Annotated in this window: 26 protein-coding genes; 16 read left to right on the forward strand and 10 right to left on the reverse strand. The window is 73.5% G+C overall.

Annotated features, from left to right (window positions below):
* Positions 1–66: 66 nt before the first annotated feature.
* From IFT88_RS01140 to hemL, 12 genes are all read left to right on the forward strand, one after another.
* Positions 67–1,080, forward strand: a complete 1,014-nt coding sequence (locus IFT88_RS01140) for an NADP-dependent oxidoreductase (protein ID WP_192118425.1) — start codon at positions 67–69, stop codon at positions 1,078–1,080.
* 121 nt (positions 1,081–1,201) lie between these two features.
* Positions 1,202–2,269 carry a uroporphyrinogen decarboxylase gene (gene hemE / locus IFT88_RS01145; protein ID WP_342212037.1) on the forward strand — a complete coding sequence of 356 codons (1,068 nt, stop codon included), beginning with the start codon at positions 1,202–1,204 and terminating at the stop codon, positions 2,267–2,269.
* A complete protein-coding gene (locus IFT88_RS01150; protein WP_342212038.1) occupies positions 2,266–3,630 on the forward strand; it encodes a protoporphyrinogen/coproporphyrinogen oxidase in 1,365 nt (454 codons plus the stop codon). Before hemE ends, IFT88_RS01150 begins: the two co-directional genes overlap by 4 nt.
* A 117-nt stretch (positions 3,631–3,747) precedes the next feature.
* Positions 3,748–3,996, forward strand: a complete 249-nt coding sequence (locus tag IFT88_RS01155) for a hypothetical protein (protein ID WP_043595360.1) — start codon at positions 3,748–3,750, stop codon at positions 3,994–3,996.
* On the forward strand, positions 3,993–4,442 hold the full coding sequence (locus tag IFT88_RS01160) for a phage holin family protein (protein WP_054147459.1): 450 nt from the start codon (positions 3,993–3,995) through the stop codon (positions 4,440–4,442). Before IFT88_RS01155 ends, IFT88_RS01160 begins: the two co-directional genes overlap by 4 nt.
* Before the next feature lie 47 nt (positions 4,443–4,489).
* Positions 4,490–4,717: a DUF3618 domain-containing protein gene (locus IFT88_RS01165; RefSeq protein ID WP_043595223.1), complete on the forward strand. Its 228-nt coding sequence runs from the start codon at positions 4,490–4,492 to the stop codon at positions 4,715–4,717.
* A gap of 111 nt (positions 4,718–4,828) precedes the next feature.
* Positions 4,829–5,602: a hydrogen peroxide-dependent heme synthase gene (gene hemQ, locus IFT88_RS16920; protein WP_082059998.1), complete on the forward strand. Its 774-nt coding sequence runs from the start codon at positions 4,829–4,831 to the stop codon at positions 5,600–5,602.
* Positions 5,599–6,822 carry a ferrochelatase gene (locus IFT88_RS01175; RefSeq protein ID WP_082059997.1) on the forward strand — a complete coding sequence of 408 codons (1,224 nt, stop codon included), beginning with the start codon at positions 5,599–5,601 and terminating at the stop codon, positions 6,820–6,822. The genes hemQ and IFT88_RS01175 overlap by 4 nt, the downstream gene beginning before the upstream one ends.
* Before the next feature lie 4 nt (positions 6,823–6,826).
* Positions 6,827–7,813 carry a hydroxymethylbilane synthase gene (hemC, locus tag IFT88_RS01180; RefSeq protein ID WP_192118427.1) on the forward strand — a complete coding sequence of 329 codons (987 nt, stop codon included), beginning with the start codon at positions 6,827–6,829 and terminating at the stop codon, positions 7,811–7,813.
* Entirely contained in the window at positions 7,810–8,601 is a 792-nt protein-coding gene (locus tag IFT88_RS01185; protein ID WP_043595220.1) for a uroporphyrinogen-III synthase, read from the forward strand. The genes hemC and IFT88_RS01185 overlap by 4 nt, the downstream gene beginning before the upstream one ends.
* Positions 8,601–9,590 (forward strand): porphobilinogen synthase, encoded by a 990-nt coding sequence (hemB, locus tag IFT88_RS01190; RefSeq protein ID WP_192118429.1) that lies wholly within the window; start codon positions 8,601–8,603, stop codon positions 9,588–9,590. The genes IFT88_RS01185 and hemB overlap by 1 nt, the downstream gene beginning before the upstream one ends.
* Entirely contained in the window at positions 9,590–10,933 is a 1,344-nt protein-coding gene (hemL, locus tag IFT88_RS01195) for a glutamate-1-semialdehyde 2,1-aminomutase (RefSeq protein WP_192118431.1), read from the forward strand. The genes hemB and hemL overlap by 1 nt, the downstream gene beginning before the upstream one ends.
* 240 nt (positions 10,934–11,173) lie before the next feature.
* Here the strand turns inward: hemL and IFT88_RS01200 are convergent, their stop codons facing one another.
* The 6 genes from IFT88_RS01200 to IFT88_RS01225 form a co-directional block, all read right to left on the reverse strand.
* Positions 11,174–11,989, reverse strand: coding sequence for an ABC transporter ATP-binding protein (locus IFT88_RS01200; protein WP_342212039.1), 816 nt, complete (start codon positions 11,987–11,989; stop codon positions 11,174–11,176).
* Positions 11,986–12,675 carry a GntR family transcriptional regulator gene (locus IFT88_RS16765; RefSeq protein ID WP_052505395.1) on the reverse strand — a complete coding sequence of 230 codons (690 nt, stop codon included), beginning with the start codon at positions 12,673–12,675 and terminating at the stop codon, positions 11,986–11,988. The genes IFT88_RS01200 and IFT88_RS16765 overlap by 4 nt, the downstream gene beginning before the upstream one ends.
* Before the next feature lie 150 nt (positions 12,676–12,825).
* Positions 12,826–13,806: an MDR family oxidoreductase gene (locus IFT88_RS01210; RefSeq protein ID WP_192118433.1), complete on the reverse strand. Its 981-nt coding sequence runs from the start codon at positions 13,804–13,806 to the stop codon at positions 12,826–12,828.
* Between the two features lie 44 nt (positions 13,807–13,850).
* Positions 13,851–15,248, reverse strand: coding sequence for an SPFH domain-containing protein (locus IFT88_RS01215; protein ID WP_192118435.1), 1,398 nt, complete (start codon positions 15,246–15,248; stop codon positions 13,851–13,853).
* An 11-nt stretch (positions 15,249–15,259) separates the two neighbouring features.
* On the reverse strand, positions 15,260–15,769 hold the full coding sequence (locus tag IFT88_RS01220) for an NfeD family protein (RefSeq protein ID WP_043596535.1): 510 nt from the start codon (positions 15,767–15,769) through the stop codon (positions 15,260–15,262).
* A gap of 149 nt (positions 15,770–15,918) precedes the next feature.
* Complete coding sequence (locus tag IFT88_RS01225; protein ID WP_192118437.1) at positions 15,919–16,944, reverse strand: 6-phosphofructokinase; 1,026 nt, start codon at positions 16,942–16,944, stop codon at positions 15,919–15,921.
* Between the two features lie 143 nt (positions 16,945–17,087).
* On the opposite strand from IFT88_RS01225, the gene IFT88_RS01230 reads away from it, so the two are divergent.
* A complete protein-coding gene (locus IFT88_RS01230; RefSeq protein WP_192118439.1) occupies positions 17,088–17,792 on the forward strand; it encodes a hypothetical protein in 705 nt (234 codons plus the stop codon).
* A 132-nt stretch (positions 17,793–17,924) separates the two neighbouring features.
* On the opposite strand, the gene IFT88_RS01235 is transcribed toward IFT88_RS01230, so the two are convergent.
* Positions 17,925–18,410 (reverse strand): pyridoxamine 5'-phosphate oxidase family protein, encoded by a 486-nt coding sequence (locus IFT88_RS01235; RefSeq protein ID WP_043596539.1) that lies wholly within the window; start codon positions 18,408–18,410, stop codon positions 17,925–17,927.
* 59 nt (positions 18,411–18,469) lie between these two features.
* Entirely contained in the window at positions 18,470–19,378 is a 909-nt protein-coding gene (gene trhO / locus IFT88_RS01240) for an oxygen-dependent tRNA uridine(34) hydroxylase TrhO (RefSeq protein ID WP_043596540.1), read from the reverse strand.
* A gap of 102 nt (positions 19,379–19,480) precedes the next feature.
* Here trhO and IFT88_RS01250 point away from each other — a divergent pair, with 102 nt between their 5' ends.
* Complete coding sequence (locus tag IFT88_RS01250) at positions 19,481–20,872, forward strand: GntR family transcriptional regulator (RefSeq protein WP_249408728.1); 1,392 nt, start codon at positions 19,481–19,483, stop codon at positions 20,870–20,872.
* On the opposite strand, the gene IFT88_RS01255 is transcribed toward IFT88_RS01250, so the two are convergent.
* Positions 20,866–21,603 (reverse strand): sugar transferase, encoded by a 738-nt coding sequence (locus IFT88_RS01255; protein WP_249408729.1) that lies wholly within the window; start codon positions 21,601–21,603, stop codon positions 20,866–20,868. The genes IFT88_RS01250 and IFT88_RS01255 overlap by 7 nt on opposite strands.
* 115 nt (positions 21,604–21,718) lie before the next feature.
* On the opposite strand from IFT88_RS01255, the gene IFT88_RS01260 reads away from it, so the two are divergent.
* Complete coding sequence (locus IFT88_RS01260; RefSeq protein ID WP_192118443.1) at positions 21,719–22,666, forward strand: DNA-3-methyladenine glycosylase family protein; 948 nt, start codon at positions 21,719–21,721, stop codon at positions 22,664–22,666.
* Between the two features lie 57 nt (positions 22,667–22,723).
* Here IFT88_RS01260 and IFT88_RS01265 read toward each other — a convergent pair whose 3' ends face one another.
* The gene (locus IFT88_RS01265; RefSeq protein ID WP_043593230.1) at positions 22,724–23,194 is read right to left on the reverse strand and encodes a MarR family winged helix-turn-helix transcriptional regulator; all 471 of its coding nucleotides are present in this window, start codon (positions 23,192–23,194) and stop codon (positions 22,724–22,726) included.
* 41 nt (positions 23,195–23,235) lie between these two features.
* Between IFT88_RS01265 and IFT88_RS01270 the strand changes: the two genes are divergently transcribed.
* Entirely contained in the window at positions 23,236–26,871 is a 3,636-nt protein-coding gene (locus IFT88_RS01270) for a proline dehydrogenase family protein (protein WP_192118445.1), read from the forward strand.
* The last annotated feature ends 43 nt before the right edge of the window (positions 26,872–26,914 follow it).

The raw sequence follows: 26,914 nt of genomic DNA on the forward strand, positions 1-26,914 counted from the left end.
GCAACAACGGAGCCCGGGGCCGCATTCCGGCCACCGGCCCGCACCGCATCGAACCAAGGAGACACCATGACCTCGACCACCAGCACCCAGTGGCAGCTCGTCGCCCGCCCGCACGGCGAGCCCACCCCCGACGACGTCGCCCGCGTCGAGGTGACCCTGCCCGAGCTGGGCGACGGCGAGGTCCGCGTGCAGAACGAGTTCCTGTCGGTCGACCCCTACATGCGCGGTCGCATGAACGACGTGAAGTCGTACGTCCCGCCCTTCGCCCTCGGCGAGACCATGACCGGCGGTGCCGTCGGCCGCGTCGTCGAGTCGCGGTCGGACGACCTGCCGGTCGGCACCGTCGTGCTCCACGAGCAGGGCTGGCGGGACGTGGCCCAGGGAGGCGCGTCCACGTTCCGTGCCGTGCAGCCCGTCGACGGCGTGCCCCTGTCGGCGTACCTGGGCGTGCTCGGCCTCACGGGCCTCACGGCGTACGTCGGCCTCACCGAGATCGCCGGCATCCGCGAGGGCGACGTCGTCTTCGTCTCGGGCGCCGCCGGGGCCGTCGGCACCATGGTCGGCCAGATCGCGCGCCTCAAGGGAGCCTCGCGCGTGATCGGCAGCGCCGGCTCGGCCGAGAAGGTCGAGCTGCTGACCTCGAAGTACGGCTTCGACGCCGCGTTCAACTACAGGGACGGCGACGTCTCCGAGTTGCTCGCCGAGGCCGCGCCCGACGGCATCGACCTCTACTTCGACAACGTCGGCGGCGACCACCTGTCGGCCGCCCTCGCCTCGTTCCGCACCGGCGGCCGCGCCGCGCTCTGCGGCTCGATCGCGAACTACAACTCGACCGGTGCCCCGGTCGGCATCACGGGGATGACGAACATGGTCACCCGCGGTCTGACGATGAAGGGCTTCACGCTGGGCGACTACCGCCACCTCGCACCCGCGTTCCAGGCCGAGATGGGCCCCTGGCTCTCCGCCGGCGACGTCGTGTACGACGAGACCGTCGTCGAGGGCATCGACAACGCGTTCGACGCCTTCACCGGGCTCATGCGCGGCGACAACGTCGGGAAGATGGTCGTCGCGGTCTCCTGACCCGCGCCTCCTCGTCCGCTCGCGCGTTCGAGGCGACCCGGCCGAGACGGTCCCGCCGTGGCGGGGCCGGCGGTGGGTCGCCTCGACGCGACGTCCAGCGGGCGATGGGACAATCGACCACGTGACCCAGACCTCCGCCCTGCCCGAGCAGCACCCGCTAGCCGCCGGCCTCACGACGCGTTCGCCTCTGGTCCGCGCGTTGCGCGGCGACCGGCCCGAGACGCTGCCGGTGTGGTTCATGCGCCAGGCGGGGCGCTCGCTGCCCGAGTACCGCGAGCTGCGCGTCGGCACCAAGATGCTCGACGCCTGCCTCACGCCCGACCTGGCGAGCGAGATCACGCTGCAGCCGGTCCGCCGTCACGGTGTCGACGCCGGCATCTTCTTCAGCGACATCGTCGTGCCGATCAAGCTGGCCGGCGTCGCGGTCGACATCGTCCCGGGTCGCGGGCCGGTGCTCGAGACGCCGATCCGCACGGCGGCCGACGTCGCGGCCCTGCGGCCCCTCGATCCGGAGGCGCTGGCCCCGATCACCGCGGGCGTCGCCCAGACCGTCGCGCAGCTCGGCAGCACGCCGCTGATCGGGTTCGCCGGTGCACCGTTCACCCTCGCCGCCTACCTCGTCGAGGGCGGGCCGTCGAAGGACCACATCCGCGCCCGCGCCCTGATGCACAGCGACCCCGAGACCTGGGACGCCCTTCTCACCTGGGCCGCCGACGTGACCGGCGCCTTCCTGCGGGCGCAGGTCCTGGCGGGTGCGAGCGCCGCCCAGCTGTTCGACTCGTGGGTCGGGTCGCTCTCGCTGGCCGACTACACCGCGCACGTCGCCCGCCACTCGGCCCGGGCGCTGTCGCACGTCGCCGACCTCGACGTTCCGCGCATCCACTTCGGCGTGGGCAGCGGCGAGGTGCTGACCGCCATGCGCGACGTCGGCACCGACGCCGTCGGCGTCGACTGGCGCATCCCGCTCGACGAGGCCTCGCGTCGCCTCGGCGGCTCGACCCCGGTGCAGGGCAACATCGACCCGGCCATGCTGCAGGCGCCGTGGGCCGTGCTCGAGGCGCACGTCCGCGACGTGGTCGAGCGTGGTCGGGCGGCCCCGGCGCACGTCCTCAACCTCGGCCACGGCGTCAGCCCCGACACCGACCCCGACGTGCTCACCCGCATCGTCGAGCTCGCCCACACGCTGTGACCCCCCCCGTCGTCACCCCGGGCGCCGTCGTCGACGTCGCCGTGGTGGGCGGCGGCATGGGCGGCATCGTGCTCGCCCGCGACCTGGCCGCCGCCGGGCTGAGCGTCGTCCTGTTCGAGGCGTCCGACCGTCTCGGCGGCGAGGTCTCGCGACACGTCGTCGCCGGCATCGCGCTCGACGCCGGCGCCGAGAGCTTCGCGACCCGTGGCGGCACGGTCGCCGGCTTCGCCACCGAACTCGGTCTCGGCGACGACATCGTCCTGCCGGACCCCCGCGGCGCCTGGTTGCACGAAGCCGACGGTGAGTCGTTCCCGATCCCGCGCACGGGGTTGCTCGGCATCCCCGGCGATCCGTCCGCCGCCGACGTCCGGGCCGTCGTCGGCGAGGACGGGGTGAGGCGCGCACTCGCCGACGCCGACCTGCCGGCCGAGGTCGGGACCGAAGAAACCACCCTGGGGGGTCTCGTCCGCGCCCGCATGGGTGAGGCGGTCGTCGACCGGCTCGTCAGCCCCATCGTCTCGGGCGTCCACTCGCTCCACCCCGACCTCCTCGCCGTCGACCGCGTCGCCCCCGGGCTGCGCTCGGCCCTGCAGCGCGAGGGCAGCCTCGCCGCCGCCGTGCTCGGGCTGCGGGCCCTGGCCCCGGCCGGTTCGGCGGTGGCGGGCATCCGCGGCGGCCTCGCGCGACTGGTCGACCCGATCGTCGCCGACCTCGAGCGGCACGGCGTCGACGTCCGTCTCGGCACCCGCGTCCGCTCGATCGACGAGACGAGCGTCGAGACCGCCGGCGGTGAGCACGTCCGGGCGAGACGGGTCGTGCTGGCCGTGGGAGACCACGACGCGGTGGCCCTGACGACCCGCGCCTCCTCGGTGCCGCCCGGAGCGATCACCCTCGCGACCCTCGTCGTCGACCGGCCCGAGCTCGACGCGGCGCCCCGGGGCACGGGCGTGCTCGTCGCCCCCGGCTCGACCGGACTGCGCGCCAAGGCCCTCACCCACGCGACCGTCAAGTGGAGCTGGCTGGCCGAGCTCGCCGGGGGACGCCACGTGCTGCGGCTCAGCTTCGACTCACCCGTCGTCGACCGCGGCACGCCCGACGTCGAGGTGCGCGACGCGGCGCTCGCCGACGCCTCGACCCTGCTCGGCGTCGACCTCGCCGAGCGTCACCTGGTCGGCTTCGGCCGGGCCACCTGGGACGCCCCGCGCCGGGCCGAGGCGGCGGCCGTCACCGAGCCCGTGGTCGAGGTCGTCCAGGCCGGAGGCGCGGTGGCGGGCCGCGGGCTCGCCGCGATCGTCGCCCACTCGCGTCGTCAGGCCGCCACCCTGGTGGCGGCGCTCTCGTCGCCCCCGTCCCGCGACTGAGGCCTCGGGGTCGGACCGCTTCGGTCCGGCGCGGGCGTCGGCCGCCCGCCTCGGGCTACATTGGAGGGACGTGTGCGGCACATGCCGTCGCGCGTACGACCACGAATGGAGTCCCCCGTGCGAGGCAAACTGATCTTCGTCGCCGGAGCCGCTGTCGGATTCGTGCTGGGCGCCCGCGCCGGCCACGACCGGTACGAGCAGATCACCGAGAGGGCGTCCAAGGTCTGGAACAGCCGGGCCGTGCAGCGCCAGGTCGCCAAGGGCCAGGACTTCGCCGGTGCCAAGACGGCCGACGGCGTCGACGCCGTCGTCACGGGCATCACCCGCGGAATCTCCAAGGCCTTCGGCGGCGGCCGCAAGAAATGACCGACTCGACGCGCAGCGACAAGGTGCGGCACAAGACCAGGCCGCGATCGCTCTTCGCCCTGGTGCAGGACGTCCCCACGCTGGTCACCGACCTGGTCAAGGGCGAGCTGGCCCTGCTCAAGTACGAGGTCATCGGCACGCTCAAGGCCTTCGGCATCGGTGCCGGCTTCCTGGTCGGGGCCCTGGTCTTCGTCTTCGCGATGCTCGGCGTCCTGCTGACCGGCATCGTCCTCTTGCTCGCCATCTGGCTTCCCGGCTGGGCCTCGGCCCTCATCGTCGCCGGCGTGCTGTTGCTCGTCGCGGCCCTGCTCGCGTTCCTCGGGTACAAGGCCATCAAGAAGGGGCTCCCCGCGGTTCCCGAGAAGACCATCGCGAGCCTCAAGGCCGACCTCAAGGCCGTCAAGGGCGTGGGGTCGATCCCCGGCGCCCGCCTCGACGAGCGCTGACGCGCCTCCTCGACACCCCCACCCTTCCCGTTCCCGACAGGAGCACCGTGAGCGACAGCAGCGACATCCAGGCCCACATCGACCGCACGCGCGCCGAGCTCGCCGCGACCCTCAACGAGCTCGAGGACAAACTGAACGTGCCCAAGCAGTTGGGCATCGCCGGGCACCGCGCCAAGGCGTCGTTCGACCGCGACAAGACCCCGTGGCTCGCCGCCGCCGGGGCGGGCGCCCTGGCCGTCGCGGGCGTCGTCGTCGCGGTCGTCAAGCGCCGCTGACCGGTCGCCGGGCTCGCCCGACGGCTCGTCCCCGACGAGCACCCGGACCCGTTCGCTCGACCGGGAGCAACCTGGTTGGGCTCCCAGCGTGCCGAGAGGGAGAATGACTGCATGAGTTCCAGCGCCGATGCGGCAGCGCCCGATCTGCCGACGTCCGATTCACCCGCAGCACCCGTCCAGACCGAGTCCGGTGACGAGGCGGCGAGCACCCCGCCGCCCGTCGAACGCCTCGGCTACACGCTCTGGGCGGTCCTGCGTCGCGACCCGCAGAACCCCTACGCCCCCGAGCTCGACGACGTCCCGCAGCTCGACGCCGTCGTCGACGCCCTCGCCGGGCTCGGCGTCACCGTGCGCGGCTTCTACGACGTCAGCGCCCTGCGGGCCGACGCCGACATCATGATCTGGCTGCACGGCGAGGTGCCCGAGGCCGTCCAGTCGGCCTACCGGCAACTGCTGCGCACCGACGTGCTGGGCGGCCTGCTGCCCACCTGGAACGCCATGGGCATGCACCGCGAGGCCGAGTTCTCGCGCAACCACAGCCCGGCCTTCATGCGGGGCAAGGCGCCCGAGACCTGGCTGACCGTGTACCCGTTCGTGCGCAGCTACGAGTGGTACCTGCTGCCCGAGGCCGAGCGCCGCCAGATGCTCGCGGAGCACGGCAAGCAGGGCTCCGAGCACCGCGCGGTCCTGACGAACACGGTCGCCAGCTTCTCGCTCGGCGACTACGAGTGGATCCTCGCCCTCGAGGCTCCCGAGCTCGTCCAACTGGTCGACCTCATGCGCGACCTGCGCTACACCGAGGCCCGCCGCCACGTCCGCGAAGAGATCCCGTTCTTCACGGGCCGACGCATCCCCACCACCGACATCATCGAGGTCTTGTCGTGACCGACACCAGCAACATCACCAACGGGCAGCTCGTCCGCAACGCCACCCCCGCCGCGGCCTCCGGCCCGGAGCACGTTTCCGAGCCGACCGACTACGACGCCATCCTGCTGGCCGGCTTCGGCGGGCCCGAGGGGCAGGACGACGTCATCCCGTTCCTGCGCAACGTCACGCGCGGTCGGGGCATCCCCGAAGAACGGCTCGAAGAGGTCGCGACCCACTACCGCCACTTCGGCGGCGTCAGCCCGATCAACGAGCACAACCGCGAGCTCAAGGCGGCCCTCGAGGCCGAACTCGAGCGACGCGGCATCGATCTGCCGGTCATCTGGGGCAACCGCAACTGGCAGCCCTACATGGCCGACGCCGTGCGTGAGGCCGACGAGCGCGGGTTCCGCAAGCTCATCGCGGTCGCGACCAGCGCCTACTCGTCCTACAGCTCGTGCCGCCAGTACCGCGAGGACTTCGCCATGGCGCTCGACGCCACCGGGCTCGAGGGCACCATGCAGATCGACAAGGTGCGCCAGTTCTTCGACCACCCCGGGTTCGTGCAGCCGTTCATCGACGGCGTGCGCGACGCGCTGGTCGAGGCTCGCGCCGAGAACGAGGGCCTCGACCTGTCGACCGAGGTCCAGGTGCTGTTCGCGACGCACTCGATCCCGTCGACCGACGCGGCCAAGAGCGGCCCCGAGGCGCGCGGCTTCGACGCCGACGGCGCCTACGCCGCCCAGCACAAGGCCGTCGCCGAGGTCGTCATGGCCGCCGCCGAGGCCGCACTCGACCTCGACCTGCCCGAGGGTGGCGGCACGACCGTCCCCTGGCAGCTCGTCTACCAGTCGCGCAGCGGCCCGCCCTCGATGCCGTGGCTCGAGCCCGACATCAACGACGCCATCGACGACCTGGCCGGCGGCCCGACCCGTGCCGTGGTCATCGTGCCTCTCGGGTTCGTCAGCGACCACATGGAGGTCATGTGGGACCTCGACAACGAGGCGATGGAGACCAGCGAGAAGAACGGTTTCTGGGCGACGCGCACCCCGACGCCGGGCATCGACCCGAACTACGTCACCGGGCTGGTCGACCTCGTGCTCGAGCGTCGTGACGGCGTGCCGGCCGAAGACCGCCCCCACGTGACCGATCTCGGGCCGTGGTACGACGTGTGTCGTCCCGGCTGCTGCGAGAACGTGCGACTCGGCTTCAAGCCCGCCCTGTCCGGGCTGGTGCCCTGACCCCGTGGCGACCATCCGCATCGGAACCCGGGGCAGCGCCCTGGCCGTCGCCCAGTCGACCACCGTCGCCGACCGCATCGCCGCCGCGACCGGCCACGACGTCGAGCTCGTCCGCATCAAGACCGAGGGGGACCGGTCGCAGGGCACCGGCGAGTCGCTCGTGTCGCTCGGGGGCACCGGCGTGTTCGCCAGCGCCCTGCGTGAGGCGCTCCTGGCGGACGAGTGCGACGCGCTCGTGCACTCGCTCAAAGACCTGCCCACCGCCACGCACCCCGGTCTCGTCATCGGCGCGACGCCCGGACGCGCGGACGCCCGCGACGCCCTCTGCGCCCGTGACGGACTGACCCTCGAGGGACTGCCCCAGGGGGCTCGCGTCGGCACGGGGTCACCGCGTCGTGCCGCCCAGCTGCTCTCGCGACGCCCCGACCTCGAGGTCGTCGACATCCGCGGCAACGTCGACACGCGGCTCGGTCGCGTCGGCGTCGACCTCGACGCCGTGCTGCTCAGCGCGGCGGGTCTCGGCCGACTGGGCCGCCTCGACGCCGCGACCGAACTGCTGGGGCTCGGCTTCTGGCCCAGCGCGCCCGGCCAGGGGTCGTTGGCCGTCGAGGTCCGCGAAGGCGACGCCGACGAGGCACTCGCCCGCGGTCTGGCCGCCATCGAGGACGTTGAGACCCGTCTCGTGGTGACGGCCGAGCGGGCCGTGCTGGCCGGCCTCGAGGCCGGTTGCGCGGCACCCGTCGGTGCGAGTGCGGTCGTCGACGCCGGGTTGCTGCTGCTCAGCGCGACCGTCTACAGCCCCGACGGCAGCCGACGCCTCAGCTCGTCGCATGCCGTCTCCCTCGACGACGGCCCGCTCGTCGCACGTCTCGCCGACGTCCACGAGGTCGCCGGCCGTGTCGTCGACGAGTTGCTCGACTCCGGTGCGGCCGAGTTCGCCCCGCTGGGTGGCGGACCGGCCGGCGGTGACCCCCTGGGCAGCGCCTCGTGACCGCCGACAAGCCGCTCAAGGGCGTGCGCGTCCTGGTGCCGCGCGGTGGCAAGTGGGGCGACGGGGTCGCGGCCTCGCTCCGGTCGCGCGGTGCCGCGCCGGTGATCGCCCCCCTCATCAACTTCGCCCCGGCCGAGACGCCCGAGCTGCTCGCCGCCGCCCTGGCCCGCCTCGAGTCCGGCGTCTACGAGTGGCTCGTCGTCACGAGCGCCACGACGGTCGACGTCCTGGTCGGCAACGGCATCCGGCCCCCGGCGTCGACCCGCGTCGCCGCGGTCGGCGAGACCACCGCGGCCGCTCTGAGCCTGGCGGGCATCCGAGTCGACTTCGTCCCCGAGGGCGACAACTCGGCCCGCGGACTCGTGAAGGAGTGGCCGGCCGACGAGGTCACCGGTCGCGTGCTCGTGCCGCAGTCCGACCTGGCCGAGCCGACCCTCGTCGCCGGGTTGTCGGCCCGCGGGTTCGACGCCGAGTTCGTCTCGGCGTACCGCACGGTGGGAGTGCCCGTCTCGGCCGAGGTGCGCGACGGCGTCGCCGACGGCTCGATCGGCGTCCTCCTCGTGACCTCGGGCAGCGTGGCCCGCCAGATCGCCGCCCAGCTGGCGCCCCTGCCCCCGCAGACCCTCGTCGCGTGCATCGGCCCGCGCACCGCCTTCGACGCCCGTGCCGCGGGGCTGCCCGTGCACCTGATCGCCGAGACCCGATCGGCGGCCGCCCTCGTCGAGGCCGTGGTGGACCACGCCCTCGACGGCCCGTCCGCCGGAACGCCCCCCACCGAGAAGGACTGATGTCCGATTTCCCCCGAGTGCGGCCCCGTCGCCTCCGCGCCACCCCTGCCCTGCGCCGCCTGACGGCCGAGACGCGCCTGCACCCCGCCGATCTCGTCCTGCCGATGTTCGTCCGCGAGGGCATCGACGAACCCACCCCGATCTCGTCCATGCCGGGCGTCGCCCACCACAGCCTGTCGAGCCTGCCCCGGGCCGTCGAGCAGGCCGCCGAGGCCGGCGTCGGCGGGGTCATGCTCTTCGGCGTACCCCTCGAGAAGGACGCCGTCGGATCGGGCGCGACCGACCCCGAGGGCATCCTCAACGTGGCAACCCGCGTGGCCGTCGACGCCGCGCAGGGCGCGCTGGTCGTGCAGACCGACCTCTGCCTCGACGAGTTCACCGACCACGGCCACTGCGGCGTCCTCGCCGCCGACGGCTCGGTCGACAACGACGCCACCCTGGTCCGCTACGACGAGATGGCGGTCGTCCAGGCCGAGGCCGGCTCGCAGCTGATCGGCATGAGCGGCATGATGGACGGCCAGATCGGCTCGGCCCGCGACGCGCTCGACGAGGCCGGCTTCGGCGGCACGGCACTTCTCGCCTACGCGGCCAAGTACGCCTCCGCTTTCTACGGCCCCTTCCGCGAGGCCGTCCAGTCGACCCTCGTCGGTGACCGCCGCACCTACCAGATGGACGCCGCCAACGGGCGCGAGGGCCTCCGCGAGGTCGACCTCGACATCGCCGAGGGTGCCGACGTCGTCATGGTCAAGCCGGCCATGAGCTACCTCGACGTCCTCGCCGAGACCGCCGCGACCAGCACCGTGCCGGTCTGGGCGTACCAGATCAGCGGTGAGTACGCGATGATCCACGCGGCCGCCGCGAACGGTTGGATCGACCTCGACGCCGCGTCGTACGAGAGCGTCCTGTCGATCAAGCGGGCGGGGGCGGACGCGATCCTCACGTACTGGGCCACCGAACTGGCCACGCGCCTCCAGAAAGAGCGGTTCTGATGACCGAGCAGAGCAACGACACCTACTTCACCCGGGCCAAGCGGTCCATCCCGGGCGGCGTGAACTCGCCCGTCCGCGCCTACGGCTCCGTCGGCGGGACGCCCCGGTTCCTCGTGGGCGCCCAGGGTGCGTACGTCACCGACGCCGAGGGGCGCGACTACGTCGACCTCGTCGCCTCGTGGGGCCCCGCGATCCTCGGGCACACCCACCCCGAGGTGCTCGAGGCCGTGCAGCAGGCGGCCGCGCGCGGCCTGTCGTTCGGGGCGTCGACCCCGGCCGAGACCGAACTCGCCGAACTGGTCCGCGAACGCGTCGCCGTCGGCGACCAGCGTCCGATCGGCAAGCTGCGCATGGTGTCCACCGGCACCGAGGCGACCATGACGGCCATCCGTCTCGCCCGCGGCTACACCGGTCGCGACCTGCTCGTGAAGTTCGCCGGGCACTACCACGGGCACTCCGACTCGCTGCTGGCCGAGGCCGGCTCGGGCGTCGCCACCCTGTCGATGCCCGGCTCGGCCGGCATCACGGCCGAGACCGCGGCCCAGACGCTCGTCCTGCCCTACAACGACCTCGACGCCGTGCGCGCGGCCTTCGACGAGCACGGCCCGCGCATCGCGGCCGTCATCGTCGAGGCGGCCGCCGCGAACATGGGCGTCCTCGCGCCGCAGCGTGGCTTCAACCGCAGCCTGTCCGAGATCACGAGACGACACGGCTCGCTGCTGATCGTCGACGAGGTGCTCACCGGCTTCCGTGTGGGCCGCGCGGGTTGGTGGGGTCTCGAGGCCGCCCAGGTCGTCCCGGACGGCGCCGGGTGGGAGCCCGACCTCGTCACGTTCGGCAAGGTCATCGGCGGGGGCATGCCCCTGGCGGCCTTGGGTGGACGTGCCGAGGTGATGGACTTTCTCGCCCCGCTCGGGCCGGTGTACCAGGCGGGCACGCTCAGCGGCAACCCGGTGGCCGTCGCCGCGGGCATCGCCACGCTCAGGCTCGCGACGCCCGAGGTCTACGACCGGCTCGACACCGTCGCCGACCAGCTGTCGGCCGGTGTCTCGGCCGCCCTGTCGGCCGAGGGTGTCGAGCACAGCGTCCAGCGCGCCGGGTCCCTCTTCTCGTTCGCCTTCACGCCGACGGCACCGAACGACTACGACGACGTCCGCGCCCAGCAGACCTGGCGCTACCCGCCGTTCTTCCACGCCATGCTCGACGCCGGGGTCAACCTGCCGCCGTCGGTGTTCGAGGCGTGGTTCGTCACGGCGGCCCACGACGACGACGTGGTGTCGCGCATCCTCGACGCCGTGCCCGCCGCGGCCAAGGCCGCCGCGGCCGCGCAGGCGCCGCACTAGCCCGCTCGAGCGCGCGCCGCGCCTCCGTTCCTGCTCGCCGGGGGCTCGGCCGACTCTGCGCGCCGGGCTCGCGTGCCCGTCATTCGGGGCCATGCCTGCTCAGCCGCATCCCGCCACGAGGTAAACAACCCGCCACATCATTTCTTGGCGGGTTGTTTACATCGTGGCGGGTTGGCGGGGTGGGCCGGCGGCGGGCACTCCGGCAGCGGCTGCGCGGGGCGCCGTGATGCACCGGTCGGGTCAGCGGCGGCGGGCCCGGGCCGACCAGCGACCGTCGGCCCGGTCGATGACGAGCGGGTGGTCGAACGCCCCCGACACGAGGTCGGACGTCAGCACGTCGTCGGCCGGGCCGGTGGCGAAGATCCCGCCGTCGCGCAGCAGCAGGGCGTGCGACGTGCTGCTCGGCAGGTCCTCGAGGTGGTGGGTGACGGTGACCGAGGCCATCCCGGGGTGGATCGTGCGCAGCTCGTCGACGGTGTCGAGCAGGTGTTCCCGTGCCGCGACGTCGAGTCCCGTCGCCGGTTCGTCGAGCAGCAGCAGGGCCGGCTGCGAGACCAGGGCGCGGGCGATCAGGGCCCGACCACGTTCGCCCTGGGACAGGACGCTCCACCGTGCCGACATGCGGGACGAGAGGCCGACGCTCGCGACGAGGTCGACGACCCGCGCCTCCTGCTCGTCGGTGGGGGACCAGCGGGGCACCGGGTCGCTGCTGCCGGTGAAGCCGCTCAGCACGACCTCGCGCACGGTGTTGTCGCCCACCATGCGGTGGCGGGGGTCGACGTGGCCGATGTGACGGCGGAGCTCGCTCAGCTCGACGCGTCCGAGGCGTCGGCCGAGGACGTCGACCGTGCCGGCGGTCGGATGGCCGAGCGCACCGCACAGCGTCAGCAGCGTGGTCTTGCCGGCTCCGTTGGGGCCGATCAGAGCCCAGTGCTGGCCGGCCTCGACTCGCAACGACACGTCGTGCAGCAGATCACGACCGCCCCGGGTCACCCGCGCGTCGACGACGTCGAGCACGGGCGGCGCCGGGGCGGCCGCGGGGGGAGCTGAGGTCACGCGCGGTAGATGCCCGCCTCGCGCACCTGGTCGAACAGGCCCTGGAGGCGCGCGGGCTGCTCGCGCACGGCGGCGGCGGCCGCCTCGGCGTCGTCCGCCTTGACGGCGTCACGGAACGCGACGGTGAACGCGTGGGCCTGCGGGTAGTCGAAGATGCCGTTGGCCGACGGGCGACGCAGCAGCAGCAGGAGGCGCGGGCCGGTGTTCGACCACAGGCGCGTCAAGGACTCGCTGTCGGCCGCGGCCAGCAGGATCTCGTTGGCCCGTACGAGGCCCGCGATGTCTTCTTCCTTCTTCGCCTTGAAGGCCTTGGCCCGGGTGTCGAGCAGGCCGACGACCTCGGCACGCTGAGCCTTGTCGAGCTTGGGCACGGCCCGCTCGACGAAGAGCGACCAGACGGCGTAACCGACGTCGACGGTGTCGACGAACTCGCCGTACGAGGGGTCGACGATGCGCGTGTATCGGTTGGCCTCGATGTCGACCAGGGCCTGGTCGGCGAGCTTGGCGATGGCCTCGCGGACGGGCGTGCGGGAGACGCCGAGCCAGGCGACGAGCTGGTCGTCGTTCAGGCGTTCGCCGAACTCGAGGGTGCCGTCGATGATCGCGGCGAACATCTTGTCGTAGACGACGTCGCGCAGCAGGCGGCGGGGAGCGGGAGTCTGGTCGTCGTTCTGGGGGATCGGCATCGGGGGCCTCCGTCGTGTGTGCGGATGGGTGGCGACGGTCGTCGGTGCGGGGCACCGCGGTCGGTCGGATTCGTCGACCCGGCCCTGAACCGGTCGCCGACATGTCGAGCATAAACCCGTGGGCTGAGTACGTATGGGTGATCCGGAGTTCTAGATTCGCGATGCGCCGACCCGCACGACCGTCCGGCCTCGGGTCCGACCCGCCAGGATCGCCTCGCCGGCGTCCACGACGTCGGCCAGGGCGACCTCGTCGGTCATCGAGTCGAGCAGGTCGAGGTCGAGGTCTCGCGCCAGCCGGTCCCAGGCACGCTGCCGCAGCTCGAGCGGCGCGTCCACCGAGTTCACGCCGGCCAGGGTCACGCCCCGCAGGATGAAGGGCAGCACCGTCGTCGGCAGGTCGGCCCCCTGGGCGAGCCCGCACGCCGTCACGGTGCCGCCCCAGCGGGTCTGTGCCAGGACGGTGGCGAGGGTGTGGCTGCCGACCGAGTCGACGCCGCCGGCCCAGCGGGCCCGCTGCATCGGCTTGCCCGCGCCGGACAGCTCGTCTCGGTCGATCAGGGTGGAGGCCCCGAGCGAGCGGAGGTAGTCGCCCTGCTCGGCGACGCGACCCGAGGAGGCGCTGACCGAGTACCCGAGGCGGCTCAGCACCGCGATCGCCACCGACCCGACTCCTCCGGCCGCCCCGGTCACCACGACGTCGCCGTCGTCCGGGCCGACGTCGCGTTCGAGCCGGAGGACGCTGAGCATCGCCGTGAACCCCGCCGTGCCGATGGCGGCGGCACGCCGAGCATCGATGCCGCGGGGGACCAGCACGGCGCTGCCCGGGTCGACCACGACGCGCTCGGCGAAGCCGCCGGGCCTGGTCTCGCCGTGGCCGGCACCGTTGACGAGCACCTCGTCGCCCGGTGCGAAGCGTGGGGAGCCCGAAGAGGCCACGACGCCGACCAGGTCGATGCCGGGCACGAGTAGATCGACCCGGGCGACCCCGGGGTCGCCGCGCAGGGCGAGCCCGTCCTTGTAGTTGACGCCGGACCAGGTGACGTCGACGACGACGTCACCCGGCCCGGCGACCGGTTCGTCGAGCTCTCTCAGCTCGGCGGCCCTGCCCTTCTCGACCACGATCGCACGCATGGGACCGAGGCTACGCGGGCGCGATCAGGCGAGGCCAGGGGAGGTCAGGGGCGGTCGACGGGGCCGGACGTCCCGGCCTTACCCCCGAGGAAGCCACCCAGCGCGCTGACGAGGTCGAGCCCCGTCGTGGCCTTCACGACGTCCTGCAGCTGCGTCATGTTGTTGGCGACGGACTTGGTCAGCTCGTTGGCGCCGTCGGTGGAGACCACCGTCAGAGCGTCGATGTTGCCCATCGGGGCCGCCATCTCGCGAGCGATCTCGGGCAGACGCGAGATGACCTGCGACGCGAGCGCCGCCTGGCCGAACTTGCCCTGCGCCTCGGCCAGGGCGTCGACCGCCTCGGCCTCGGCGAGACCCTTGGCCTTGATCGCCGCGGCTTCGGCCCGACCGGCGGCCTCGACCGCCGCGGCCTCGTTCTCGGCCGCGTTGCGGGCGGCGTCGGCGAGCTGGGTGCGGCGGAACGCCTCGGCCTCGACGGCGGCGTTGGCCGCGTCGCGCTCGGCCTCGGCGTTCTGCACCGACGCGTAGGCCGCGGCCTCGGCGGGCTGACGGACCTCGATGTTGAGTCGCTCCTGGTTGACCTTGGCCTGCTCGGCGACGGCGATGCTCTCTTGCTCGGCGACCAGCTTGTCTTGCATGGCCCGGGCGAGCTCACCCGCGGCGGAGGCCTCGGCCTGTGCCCGGTCGGTCTCGGCCTTGATCTGGGCCTGGCGCACGTCGAGCTGCAGCTGGCGCTCGGCCGTCTGCTGGGTGTTGCCGATGCGGGCCAGGGCGGCGATGCGCTCGGCCTCTGCCTCGGCGACGTCGGCGTTCTGCTTCGCGACGGCCGCCTCGGCGCGACCACGGTCGGCCAGGTAGGTGCTGCCCGGCGTCTCGATCTCGCGGATGTTCATCGTCTCGATCTGGAGGCCCAGCTCGGCGAGCTCGCCCTTCGTCTCGTTCACGGCGTCGGCCGCCAGGCGCGAGAAGTTCTTGACCAGGTCGTCGACCGGCTGGCCGCCGATGAGACCGCGGATCGACCCCTCGAGCGACTGCTGCACGATGACGGGGAGCTGCTGCTGCTGCAGCAGGTATCGCTGGGCGGCGCGGCGCACCCCGTCTTCGGTGCCGGTCACCTTGAAGTTGACCGTCGCCTTGACCGCGGTGCGGATGTAGTTGGCGTCGATCGCCTGCACCTCGACCGGGGTCTGGTACTGCTCGAGCGACAGCTTGAAGCCCTCTTGGAAGATGGGCCAGACGAAGGTGCGGCCACCGATGATGACCTTCTGCGGGCTCGAGATGCCCCCGCCCTCGGATCGTTCGGCGCCACGGCCGACCACGATGAGCGCCTCGTTCGGCGGGACGCGGCGGACGCGGCTGGCGACGAACGACAGCAGGGCGAGCACGATGACGACGGCGACGACGATGGCGACGACGCTGACGTTGGAGGAGATGAAGTCCACGGGGCTTCCTTTCAGTTGGTCTGGGGATCACGCGACGCGGAGGCGTCGTCGGCGTCGAGCGCCTCGACCTGCACGCGCGGGCCGTTCTCGGCCACGACGCGGACGCGGACGCCGCGCTCGATGCGCGCGTCGCTGGTCGCGAGCCGCCGCTCGAGCTCGCGGACGTCGTCGAGCCGCACCTCGCCGCCGGCCGGACCGGTGGCCTCGGTCGTGACGCCGACGAACCCGACGGGCGACCAGTGGCCCCCGCTCTCGCGGCGCGTCACGCGGCGGACGACGAGCTGGATCAACACGAGGGCGACGAGCGCCATGCCGACGGCGACGGCGTACGTCCACCCCGACGCGAGGTCGGTCTGTGACGTGACGACCCCGGCGAGCCCGAAGATGGCCAAGGCCGCGCCCAGGGCGACGCCCGAGACGAGCCCGTCGCCGACGTCGAAGACGTCGAGCAGGTCGCCCACGACGATGCTGACGAGCAGGAGCAGGAGTCCGATCGCCCCCACCACGATGAACGTGATCATGTGTCGAGCCTGTCAGAGTCCGGCCGGGCGCACATCGCCTGCGCGACGGACCCCGGGGTGACGACGAGATGGCCGGCCCTGGGGACGAGGCGACGACGGCTCCACGGGACCCCGCCCACGACCTGCCCGACCCCCGCCCCCCGCTCCCGTCAGCCGAAGAGGATCGCGGCCTCGTCGTAGCGGTTCTGCGGGACGACCTTGAGGCTGTCGAGCGCCTCCTCGAACGAGACGTGGACGATCTCGGTGCCTCGCAGGGCGACCATGCGACCCCAGCGTCCCTCGACCACCGCGTCGCTCGCCGCCATGCCGAGCCGTGTGGCGAGCACGCGGTCGTACGACGTGGGCGTGCCGCCGCGTTGGATGTGCCCCAGCGTCGTGGCGCGGGTCTCGATGCCCGTGCGCTCCTCGATGACGGGGGCGAGGCGCTCGCCGATGCCGCCGAGGCGCGGTCGGCCGAAGGCGTCCAGGCCGCGCTCGGAGTGCACGTCGCTCTCGTGGTCGGGCACGAACCCCTCGGCGACGACCACCAACGGTGCGCGCCCCCGGTCGTAGGCCGACTGCACCCACTCGACGATCTGGTCCATGCTCGTCGCCTGCTCGGGGATGAGGATCGCGTGGGCACCGGCGGCCATGCCCGAGTGCAGGGCGATCCAGCCCACGTGTCGGCCCATGACCTCGGCGACCATGCAGCGGCTGTGCGAGTCGCCGGTGGTGCGCAGGCGGTCCATGGCGTCCGTGGCGATCTGGACCGCGGTGTCGAAGCCGAAGGTGTAGTCGGTCGCCCCGAGGTCGTTGTCCACGGTCTTGGGCACGCCGACGATCTTGAGGCCGGCGTCCGTCAGCCGCTTGGCCGCGGCCAGCGTGCCCTCGCCGCCGATGGCGATCATGGCGTCGATGCCGAAGCGCTCCATGTTCTCGGCGATGCGGTCGACGCCGCCATTGCCCTCGAACGGGTTCGTGCGACTCGTCCCGAGGATCGTGCCGCCCTGCTTGGCGATGCCCTGGATCTCTTTGCGGGTGAGGGGCATCACGTCGCCGTCGACGACGCCGCGCCAGCCGTCGCGGAAGCCGACGAACTCTTGTCCGTGGATCTGCGTGCCCTTGAGCACGGCACCGCGGATGACCGCGTTGAGACCGGGGCAGTCGCCACCGCTGGTGAGGATTCCGATTCGCATCGAGGGGCTCCATCGCATCGAAGGGCCCGATCGACGGGCCGAGGTCGAGACCCATCATGGACCACGAGGAGGCGCGGCACCTGTCCACGGGGCCGGTCGCCGCCCTGCCCGGTCGCGCAGGCGGCCGTACTACCCTCGCCTGCATGAGCAACGAGCAGCCGGGGCGTCCGCCGTCGCCGTGGGCACGCTTCGCCCGGCCGACGCCGACCGAGCCCGACCGGGGCGAGTTCCCGTTCGGTCCGCCTCGCCCGGTGCACCCCGAGGCGGGCGTGGCCGATCGCGGCTGGCCGCTCGACCCCTCCGGCGCACCGTCGATGCCCGCCACGCGACAGCAGCAGCCGTTCTTCCCGCAGCCCACCTCGACGCAGCCCGTCGGCGGGCAGCCCGTCGGCGGGCAGGCCGCCGCGCCGACGTGGGACTCCGACGGTCGTCAGGTCTGGGCGCCGCCGCCCGGGCCCACGCCCGACACCGTCTCCGCGCCCGACGCCCGGCCCGAGAACGCGGGCCTCGGCTCGTACTTCTTCCCCGCCGACGACGACTGGTCGTCAGCGCCGCCCCGTACCGACGACGAGGGCCGTGGTCTCGCGATCGCGTCGATCGTCTTCGGCGTCTTCTTCGCGCCCCTCGGCCTGGTCTTCGGCATCGTGGCCGCTCGACGCGCCCGGGCCGCCGGCCGACCGGCCACCCTCGCCCTGACCGGCATGGTGATCGCCTCGATCGTCATCGTCCTGAGCCTCGCGTACGGCATCGCCCTACTCGACTACTACTCGCAACTCGCCACGGCCTGCGCCCAGCTCGGTCCGGGCGACTACGTGAACGGCGACGGCCAGACCGTCAGCTGCGGCTGATCCGGCCGGCCACCGCGCGGCATGCGCCCCGCCCGGCACCGTCCGCGGGCCGACACCGTGCGGGGACCGACACCGGACGCGGGACGGCGGGGGCGCGAGCCGTCCCGCACGACCCGCGCCGCGCCTCCTCGGCTAGAGCGAGACCGTGCCGGTGTCGGCGACGTTCTTCGGGTGTCCGCCGGTCACGGCCGCCTTGGCGTACTTGAAGAGGGTGACGGCCTTCGGCTCGTTGCTGACCCAGTACTCGGCCGTGTCGACGTCCACCTCGAGCAGGGCGACGGTCGGGTCCTCACGGCCCTTGTCGAACCAGGCCTCGGCGCCGGTCGTCCACAGCTCGTCGATGAGCGCGGAGTCCTTCACGATCGACGCCTTGCCCGCGAGCGACAGGTAGCCCTTGCCGGTCTCGACGGCGACGTTCACCTGCGGGTGCGCCTTGACGTCGTCGACCTTGGGGGAGGGGTCGCGCGTGAAGAAGTACACCTTGCCGTCGAAGTCGCGGTCGACGAGCGCGAGGGGGCGGCTCACGAGGTGGCCGTGGCTGCTCTGCGTGGTGAGGATGCCGATGCGGCCCGCGTCGAGGACCTCGCCGATCTTCTTGGTGTCGTTGGTCTCAGTCATGCCGGGGACCCTACGCCGGAGCCCCGACCGAGGTCACAGCACCGGGGGTCCGTCGGTCGTCACCGCGCCGGGGCCCCGTCGGCGGTGAGGACCGAGGAGGCGCGGTGCCGGTCGCAGGTCACGTCGCCTCGTGCCCCGCACCCGTCGCAGGCGACGAGTTGCACTCGGCACTGCACGTCGACGCAGTTCTGCATGCGACTGGTCGCGGTGCCGCAGACCTCGCAGCGACCGATCACGGCCGCGTGGTCGCTGAACTCGACCGAGCCGCGACCGTCGAAGACGTAGAGCGAGCCGTCCCAGAGGCCGTCGTCGCCGAAGCGCTCGCCGTACCGCGCGACGCCACCGTCGAGTTGGTAGACCCGTGAGAAGCCGCGGGCCGTCATCAGCGACGAGAGCACCTCGCAGCGCACCCCGCCCGTGCAGTAGGTGACGACGGGCTCGTCCTTCAGATGGTCGTAGCGTCCGCTGTCGAGCTCGGCGACGAAGTCGCCGGTGGTGTCGACGTCGGGCACGACGGCCCCGCGGAACCGCCCGATGCGGGACTCGAACTCGTTGCGTCCGTCGAAGAACGTGACCTGTTCCCGGGCGACCAGCTCGTGCAGTTCGTCGGGCGACAGGCGCTCGCCGGTGCCCACCACGCCGTGCTCGTCGACCTCGAGCTCGTCGGGGGCGCCGAACGTGACGAGCTCGTCGCGCACCTTGACGGACAACCGCGGGAAGTCGTCCCCCGTGCCCTCGCTCCACTTCACCTCGAGCGGGCGGAAGGGTGCGTACTCGTGGGTGCGGCGCAGCCAGCGTTTCACCTCGGGCAGGTCGCCGCCGAGGGTGCCGTTGATGCCGTGGCGTGACACGATCACCCGCCCGGTGAGCCCGTGGGCCTCCGCCAGTTCGCGCTGCCAGAGCCGCACCGCGTCGGGATCGGCCAACGGGGTGAACAGGTAGAACAGGACGATCTTGGGTGTGGCCACCGGCTCACTGTAGTTGCACCTCACCGCCCTGGGTGCTGGCGACACGAGGCATGCATGCCTCATCATGGGATGAGACATGCCACGCGCCACCGAGAGGTCACCATGCCCGTCCCCGCCACCGCACGACCCGTCATCCCGCGCCGGCTGCACAAGGACGCGGTCTTCGACCATCTGCTCGCCGCCGTGTTCGACGGCACGTTGTCACCGGGGGAGCGCCTGCGCGACGTCGACCTCGAACGGTGGCTCGGCGTCTCGCGCACGCCCATCCGGGTCGCCTTGGCGAAGCTCGGCGACCTGCGACTCGTCGAGACCACCTCCAAGCGGGCGACCCGCGTCGTCGTGCCCTGCGCCGCCGAGGCGGCCGACCTGTTCGCCACGGCCTGCGCGATGGTCGCCGCCGAGGCCGACGGGCTCGTCGCGGCGTCGGACGACCCCGATCGGGCCCGACTCGCGGCCGAGCTGCGGGCGGTGGCGTCGAGCGGCGCGGGTGCCGAAGGGGCCGGGGCTGCCGGCCGTCTCGCCGAGCTGGTCGGGCCGATGGCCGACGCCCTCGACCGGGGGCTTCCCGGCGGGCTGGCGGCCGAACGGCTGCGCCTCGTCGGCCTGCCGTTGCGTCACCACCTGCGGGCGCTGCCGACCGGGCTGCCGACCGGGCTCGCCCGCGCCCTCGACCTCGCCGCCGCGGCGGTCGAGCGGGGCGACGCCCCGGGTGTCGTCGAGGCCGCGCGCCTCGCCGCGGCGGCCGCCGTGGCCTCGTTCCCGGCGTCGGCCCCGGGGGCACGGGGGGTCGTCGGACCCGGTCGTGAGCCGGGCGTCGTGGGGGCGACCGAGGTGACGGCCGCGTCGTTCCGGGCACCGCGCCTCCTGAGCGACGACGTCCACGACGCGCTGCTGAAGGTCGTCCTCGACGGCACCCTGGGCCCGGGCGAGCGTCTCGTCGACGACGAGCTGATCGCCTGGTTGGGGGTGTCGCGCACGCCCATCCGAGCGGCACTCGAGCGGCTCAGCGACGTGGGCGTCGTCGAGCTGGCCGCCAATCGCTACACCCGTGTGGCCCGACCCGACCGGGCCTCGTTCGAGGAGGCGCGGCACCTGTGTTCGGGACTGCTCGCCTGGTCGGCCCTCCGGGGGGACCCGTCGGCGTCGGCGGTCCGCCCGCTCGATCGCTCCGTGTCCGTGGCCGTGGCCCCGCGGGACGTGGCGCTGCCGGACGGGAGCGAGCCGATCACCCTCGCGGCGTTCTCGTGGTTGATGCGGCAGGCCCGACGGGTCGCCCTCGTGCCGCAGGTCGGCGCCCTCGCCCACGAGGTCGACCGACTCGAGCCGCGACTCGCGCACGCCGTGGTCGCCCGCCGGGGCCGTCTCCGCCCCGGGGCGTGGCAGGCCTTCGAGCGAGCGGCCGGTGTCGCAGGGGGCCCGGACGGCCGTCGCCGCGCCGAGGCCGTGCGCGGGTTGCTCGCCTCGATCGACATCGAGGCGGTGGAGCCTCAGTAGGCGCCGGTCGGCCGCAGGACGGCCCCGATCGTCCGGACGAGGACGCGGGCGTCGGTCGACGGCGTCCACGCGTGGACGTAGGCGAGGTCGAGTCGCAGGCCGGCGTCCCAGTCGAGATCGGAACGGCCGCCGACCTGCCAGGGGCCGGTGAGCCCGGGCAGGACGAGCAGGCGGGCCCTCGCGTGGCCGCAGTACTGGTCGACCTCGCGGGGCAGGGCGGGGCGGGGCCCCACCAGGCTCATCTCGCCCCGCAGCACGTTGACGAGCTGGGGCAGCTCGTCGAGCGAGTGCCGCCGCAGGAGGCGCCCGACGCGGGTCACCCTCGGGTCGGCCCGCAGCTTGAAGAGCGGCCCGTCCGCGTCGTTCGCCCCCGGCATCGGGTGCTCGGTCGTTGCTTCGGCGTGCATCGACCGGAACTTCAGCAGCGTGAAGGGGCGGCCACCGAGACCGCACCGCTCTTGACGGAAGAGCGCGGGGCCGGGGCTGTCGAGCACGATCGCGAGGGCCAGCAGCGCGAAGAGCGGGGCGAGGGACAGCAGGGCCAGGGCCGATCCCACGGCGTCGACGAGTCGCTTCAGGCGACGAGCCGTCGCGCGACGGGCACGAGGGACGGTCGCCACGGCCAGGGGGTCGTGGGCGTCACCCCGGTGGTGCCGCGGGCGGGTGGCGGAGCCGGGCCGCGGTGGTGCCACCACGATCCGGTGGGTGGTGAGTCTCGTGGTGCTCGTCATCGCGCGCGGGTGTCCTCCTCGACCTGGCATGGGGCATGAATGCCTTAAATATTGCACAGACGTTGAACATTCGGAAGACCCCGTCGGTGTCGGCGGCCGGGGTTACGATCGCGGCATGGACAACTCCGTGCCGGCCCCCGCTGCGTCCCGGGTCGACACCGTCTACCACCCCGACGGTCCCCTCGACGTCCGGGCCGTGTTGAGGCCCCTCGGCCGGGGTTCGGGCGATCCCACGTTCCGGGTCGTGGGGGGCAGCGTGTGGCGGGGCGTGCGCACGCCCCTCGGCGAGGCGACCCTGTGCGTCACCCCGACCCGCGCCTCCTCGGCGGTCGGCGCGAGCGCCTGGGGGCCGGGCGCCGAGTGGGCCATCGAGAACGTGCCCGAGCTGCTCGGCCGCGGCGACGACTGGTCGGGCCTCGACGTCTCGGCCAACCCGTTCCTCGCCGACGCCCGCCGACGGCTGCCGGGGTTGCGGCTGACCCGCACCAACCAGGTGCTGCAGATGCTCGTCCCCGCCGTCCTCGAGCAGAAGGTCACGAGCGTCGAGGCCTGGCGTGCCTGGCGCGAACTCGTTCGTCGTCACGGCACGCCGGCGCCCGGTCCGGCGCCCGAGGGGCTCGTCGTCCCGCCGGACGCCCAGGGCTGGCGTCGCATCCCGAGCTGGGAGTGGCACCGGGCCGGTGTCGGTCCCCAGCGGTCGGCGACCGTCATGAGGGTCTGCGCGGTGGCACCCGCACTCGAGCGCACGCTCGCCGTCGGTCGGGGTGGCGACGAGGTCGCGACGCGCCTCCGGTCGATCCCGGGCGTGGGCGTCTGGACCGCCGCCGAGACGACCCAGCGGGCCCACGGCGACCCCGACAGTCCCAGCGTGGGCGACTACCACCTGCCCGCCGTGGTCGGGTGGGCGCTCATCGGTCGTCCCGTCGACGACGACGGCATGCTCGAGCTGCTCGAGCCCTGGCGCGGCCACCGCGAACGCGTCATGCGGCTGATCACGGGCAGCGGGTTCTCGAAGCCGAGGTTCGGCCCGCGCATGACCATCCAGGACCACCGCTCCCACTGACGCGGTCGTCGGCCGAGACGGTCACGCGTCCGCGTCGGGACGCCGAGGAGGCGCGGGTCAGCCCTGCGGGTCGGGCGACGCGTCCGTGCCGATCGCCTCGAGCACACGGCCCGAGAACGCCTGGACGACCTCGGCGTCCGCCCCGAGCACGTCCGCGAAGTACCTCTTGATGGCGGCCGTGTGGCCTCGGGTCGCGGCGAGCATGGCCCGACGGCCGTCCGGGGTCAGCTCGACCCAGGTGCCGCGCGCGTCGGACGCGCACTCGGTGCGACGCACCAGCCCGCGGCGCTCCATGCGGGTGACCTGGTGGCTGACCCGGCTCTTCTCCCAGCCGATCTGCTCGGCGATGTCGCGCACGCGCGAGCGCCGGTCGCTGCTGCGACCGAGGCCGACGAGGATCTCGTACTCGGGGGCGGAGACGCCCGAGTCGCTCTGGAGGCGGACTTCGAGGGCACGGTCGAGCCGTCGTCTCATGGCGTAGAACGAGTCCCAGACGACCCACTCCTCGTCGGTGAGTTCGTCGGCCATTCGCCCAGTGTAGGGACGGTGGTGCGGCATATCCTCGACCCATGTCCGATGTGCACGCCGACGATGTCACGCAGCAGACCGTCGAGACGGCCCGTCGCTGGTGGGACGCCGCGCGTGCCGTCCCGGTGCAGGGCCCGGCCGCCCGTCTGACCGAGGTGCTGCGCGACCCCCGCGGGCTCGACTTCGCCCGCGACTTCGCCGACCGCGTCGTCCGCCCCGAAGACGACCGGGCGGCCGCGTCCGCGCTCGACTCGCTCAGCCGCCGCACTCCGGCGCTGCTGCCCTGGCACCTACGGGCGGCGATCTCGTTCGGCGGCGGTTTCGGCCCGCTCGCCCCCAAGCCGATCATGCCGGTCGCACGGCGGGCGCTGCGCCACATGGTCGGGCACCTGCTCGTCGACGCGCCACCCGAGAAGCTCACGCAGGCCCTCGCCGGCCTGCGGAACGACGGCGTGCGGCTCGACCTGACCGCCTGGGGGCCCGTGGTGTCGGGGCCGACCCAGGCCCAGCGGCGCGTCGCCGCGGTCCGGGCCCTGATCGAGCGGCCCGACGTCGAACGCGTCACGACGACCGTCCGCGAGCTCGTCGGACCGACCTCGCCGTGGGCCTTCGACGAGACGAGCGACCTGGCCGAGTCGACGCTCGGGCCCCTGCTCGAGCTCGCGGCCTCGACGGGCACCCTCCTCACCCTCGGCGTCGACCGGCACGCCGACGTCGACCTCACGATCGACGTCTTCACCCGACTGCTCGACCGTCCCGGGCTCGAGTCCGTCACGGCGGGCATCGTCGTCCAGTCGTACGTCCCCGAGGCACTCGACTCGTTGCGGCTGCTCACCGACTGGGCCCGGGACCGTGTCGACCGGGGCGGCGCCCCGATCTCGGTCCGGCTGGTCAAGGGCGGCTCGCGCCGTGACGAGATCGTCGACGCCCGCCTGCACGACTGGCCCGTCGTCACCTTCGAGGCCAAGCACGAGACCGACGCCAGCCACCTCCGGCTGGTCGAGTTCGCCCTGAGGCCCGAGAACGCCGCGGTCGCCCGGGTCGGACTCGCCGGGCACGACGTCTTCGACCTGGCCCACGCCGTCACGGTCGCCCGTCGCCACGGCACCGAGCACCTGCTCGACGTCGAGATGTGGCTGGGGTCCGCGGCCGGTCTCGCCGAGGTCGTCCGCTCCGAGCTCGGTTCGCTCGTCCTCCAGGCGCCGGTGATCGTCTCCGGCGAGTTCGACTCCGCCGTGCGACACCTGGTGGGCCGGCTGGACGCGCTCGCCGACCCCGAGGGATTCCTCTCGAGCACCCTCGACGTCGACCACGAGGCCGCGTTCGCCCGCGAGGCTCGTCGGCACGACCGGGCCGTCGCGGCCGTCTCCGAGCTGCCCTCCGTGCCGCGGCGGCGGCGGGACCGGTCCGGACCGCTCGACGAGGGCCCCGACCACATCGTCGACTTCGCGGCCGAGGCCGACACCGATCCCTCGCTCGACGGCAACCGCCGGTGGGCCCGGGGCGTGCTCGGGCGCGCTCGTCGGTCGGTCGCCGGCGTCGAGACCGCCGACGCGGCCCCCTCCCTCGGGCTCGCGTCCCCGGACGACGCAGCCCTCGACGACGCAGCCCTCGACCACGCAGCCCTCGAGGCCGTCGTGACCCGCGCCTCCGCGGCCGGGGCGGCCTGGGGCGGCCAAGACCCCGAGACCCGTGCCGAACTCCTCGACCTCGCGGGCCGCGAGCTCGCGCTGCGGCGCTCGCGCCTCGTCGAGGTGTGCGTCAGCGAGTCCGGCTCGACCCTGTCCGAGGCCGACCACGAGGTCGGTGCGGCCGTCGACTCGGCCCACCGGCTGGCGATCCTGACCCGCGACCTCGCGACCGTCGACACGGCCGAGCACCGGCCCCCGCGGCTCACGGTCGTCGTGCCCGACCTCGTCACGCCCGTCGCCAGCACGGTCGAGGGAGTGCTCGCGGCGTTCGGTGCCGGCAGCGCGGTCGTCGTCCACCTGCCCCCCAGCCGGCGGCGGGCGGTCGCCGTCGTCGCCGAGGCGCTCTGGGCGGTCGGCGTCCCCGACTCGCTCCTCGCCCTGGTCGTCGCCGACGGTCCCGACCACGAACGGGCCCTGCTGACCCACCCCGTGGTCGACCGGGTCGTCGCCCACGTGCCGGTCGAGACGGCCGTCGGCCTCCGCGACGTACGCCCCGACCTCGACCTCGCCGTGCGGACGAGGGGGGTCACCTCGATCGTCGTCACCCCCTCGGCCGACCTCGAACTCGCCGCCGCGGACGTCGTCGCGAGCGTCGTCGACCACGCCGGCCGCGGCCACGGTGCGCTCGACCTCGTGCTCGCCGTCGGTTCCGTCGGTCACGGCGAGACGTTCCGCCGCCTGCTGCGCGAGGCCTTCGAGGCGGTCGTCGTCGGTCCGGCCGACGACGTCGCCACCGTGATGGGGCCGCTCGCCTCCGCCCCGACCGGGTCCGAGCTCGGCGTGCTGACCGTGCTCGGGCCCGGCGAGTCGTGGTTGCTCGAGCCGCGTCCGCTCGACGGGACCGGGGCCCTCTGCTCGCCGGGCGTGCGCGACGGCGTCGACCCTCGAGGGGCCTTCGCCTCGAGCGCTCACGGGGTGCCCGTCGTCGGTCTCGTCGCCGTCGAGACGCTCGCCGAGGCGGTCGCGGTGCAGAACGCCGAGAACGGTGGCGACGTGGCGGGCCTGCACTCCCTCGACGTCGACGAGATCGACGACTGGCTGCACACCGTGCGGGCGGGCGACCTCGTCGTCGGTGGTCCGACGACGGGCGCGCGGGTGCGCCGCAGGCCCACCGGCGGGTGGGGCCGACGGGCGATCGGTCGGGGCCTCAAGCCCGGCGGCCCGAACGCCCTGATCGGCCAGGGGGCCTGGCGGCACCGTCCCCACGACCCGCGCCCCTCGCTGCGCCTGCACGACGTCTCCGAGGGAGTCACCCGCCTGGTCGACGCGGCCCGACCGACCCTGTCGTTCGAGCAGTTCGACTCGCTGCGCACGGCCGTCGAGAGCGACCAGCGTGCCTGGCAGTCCGAGTTCGGGCTGGCCCGTGACGTCACCGGCCTCGTGGTCGAGCGCAACGTGCTGCGCTACCGACCGCACCCGGTCACGGTGCGACTCTCCTCCGGCGCCGACCCGGCGGCGCTCGTCCGGCTCGTCGCCGCCGGTGCGAGGGCGGGGTCGACCCTGGCCGTCAGCTCGGCCGTGCCGTTGCCGGCGGGGCTCGTGCACCTGTGGCGCGCCTCCTCGTCCCCGGTGCGCGTGCGCGACGTCGTCGTCGAGAGCGACGAGGCGTTCGTCGCGCGGGCCGCCGCGGGGGCCCTGCAGGGCGCCACGGCCGAGGCGGCCGGTCCGGACGTGCTCGACCTGCTGGCCGAGGCCGCCGGGGGCGAGCGGGCCTCCGTCGACGGGGGTCGGGTGGACGACTCGAGGCCGGCCCCGTCACCCGAGGCGGTTGCCGCCTACCGCGGCCTGCGCATCCGGATGATCGGCGGAGACCCCGCCGCGCTCGCCCGGGTGCTCCGGGGCAGTCCCGACGTGACGATCTACTCGGGCGAGGTGACCGAAGAGGGGCGGATCGAACTGCTGGCGTTCGTGCGAGAGCAGTCGGTCTCGCTGACGGCGCATCGGTACGGCCGTCTCGACCCCGCGCTGGCCGACCTGCGGCTCTGATCGCGGCGGGCCGGCGTGGGGCCGCAGTCGGGCCGCCGTCAGG

It is taken from the genome of Frigoribacterium sp. CFBP 8751, from assembly GCF_014841545.1.
GTDB lineage: Bacteria > Actinomycetota > Actinomycetes > Actinomycetales > Microbacteriaceae > Frigoribacterium.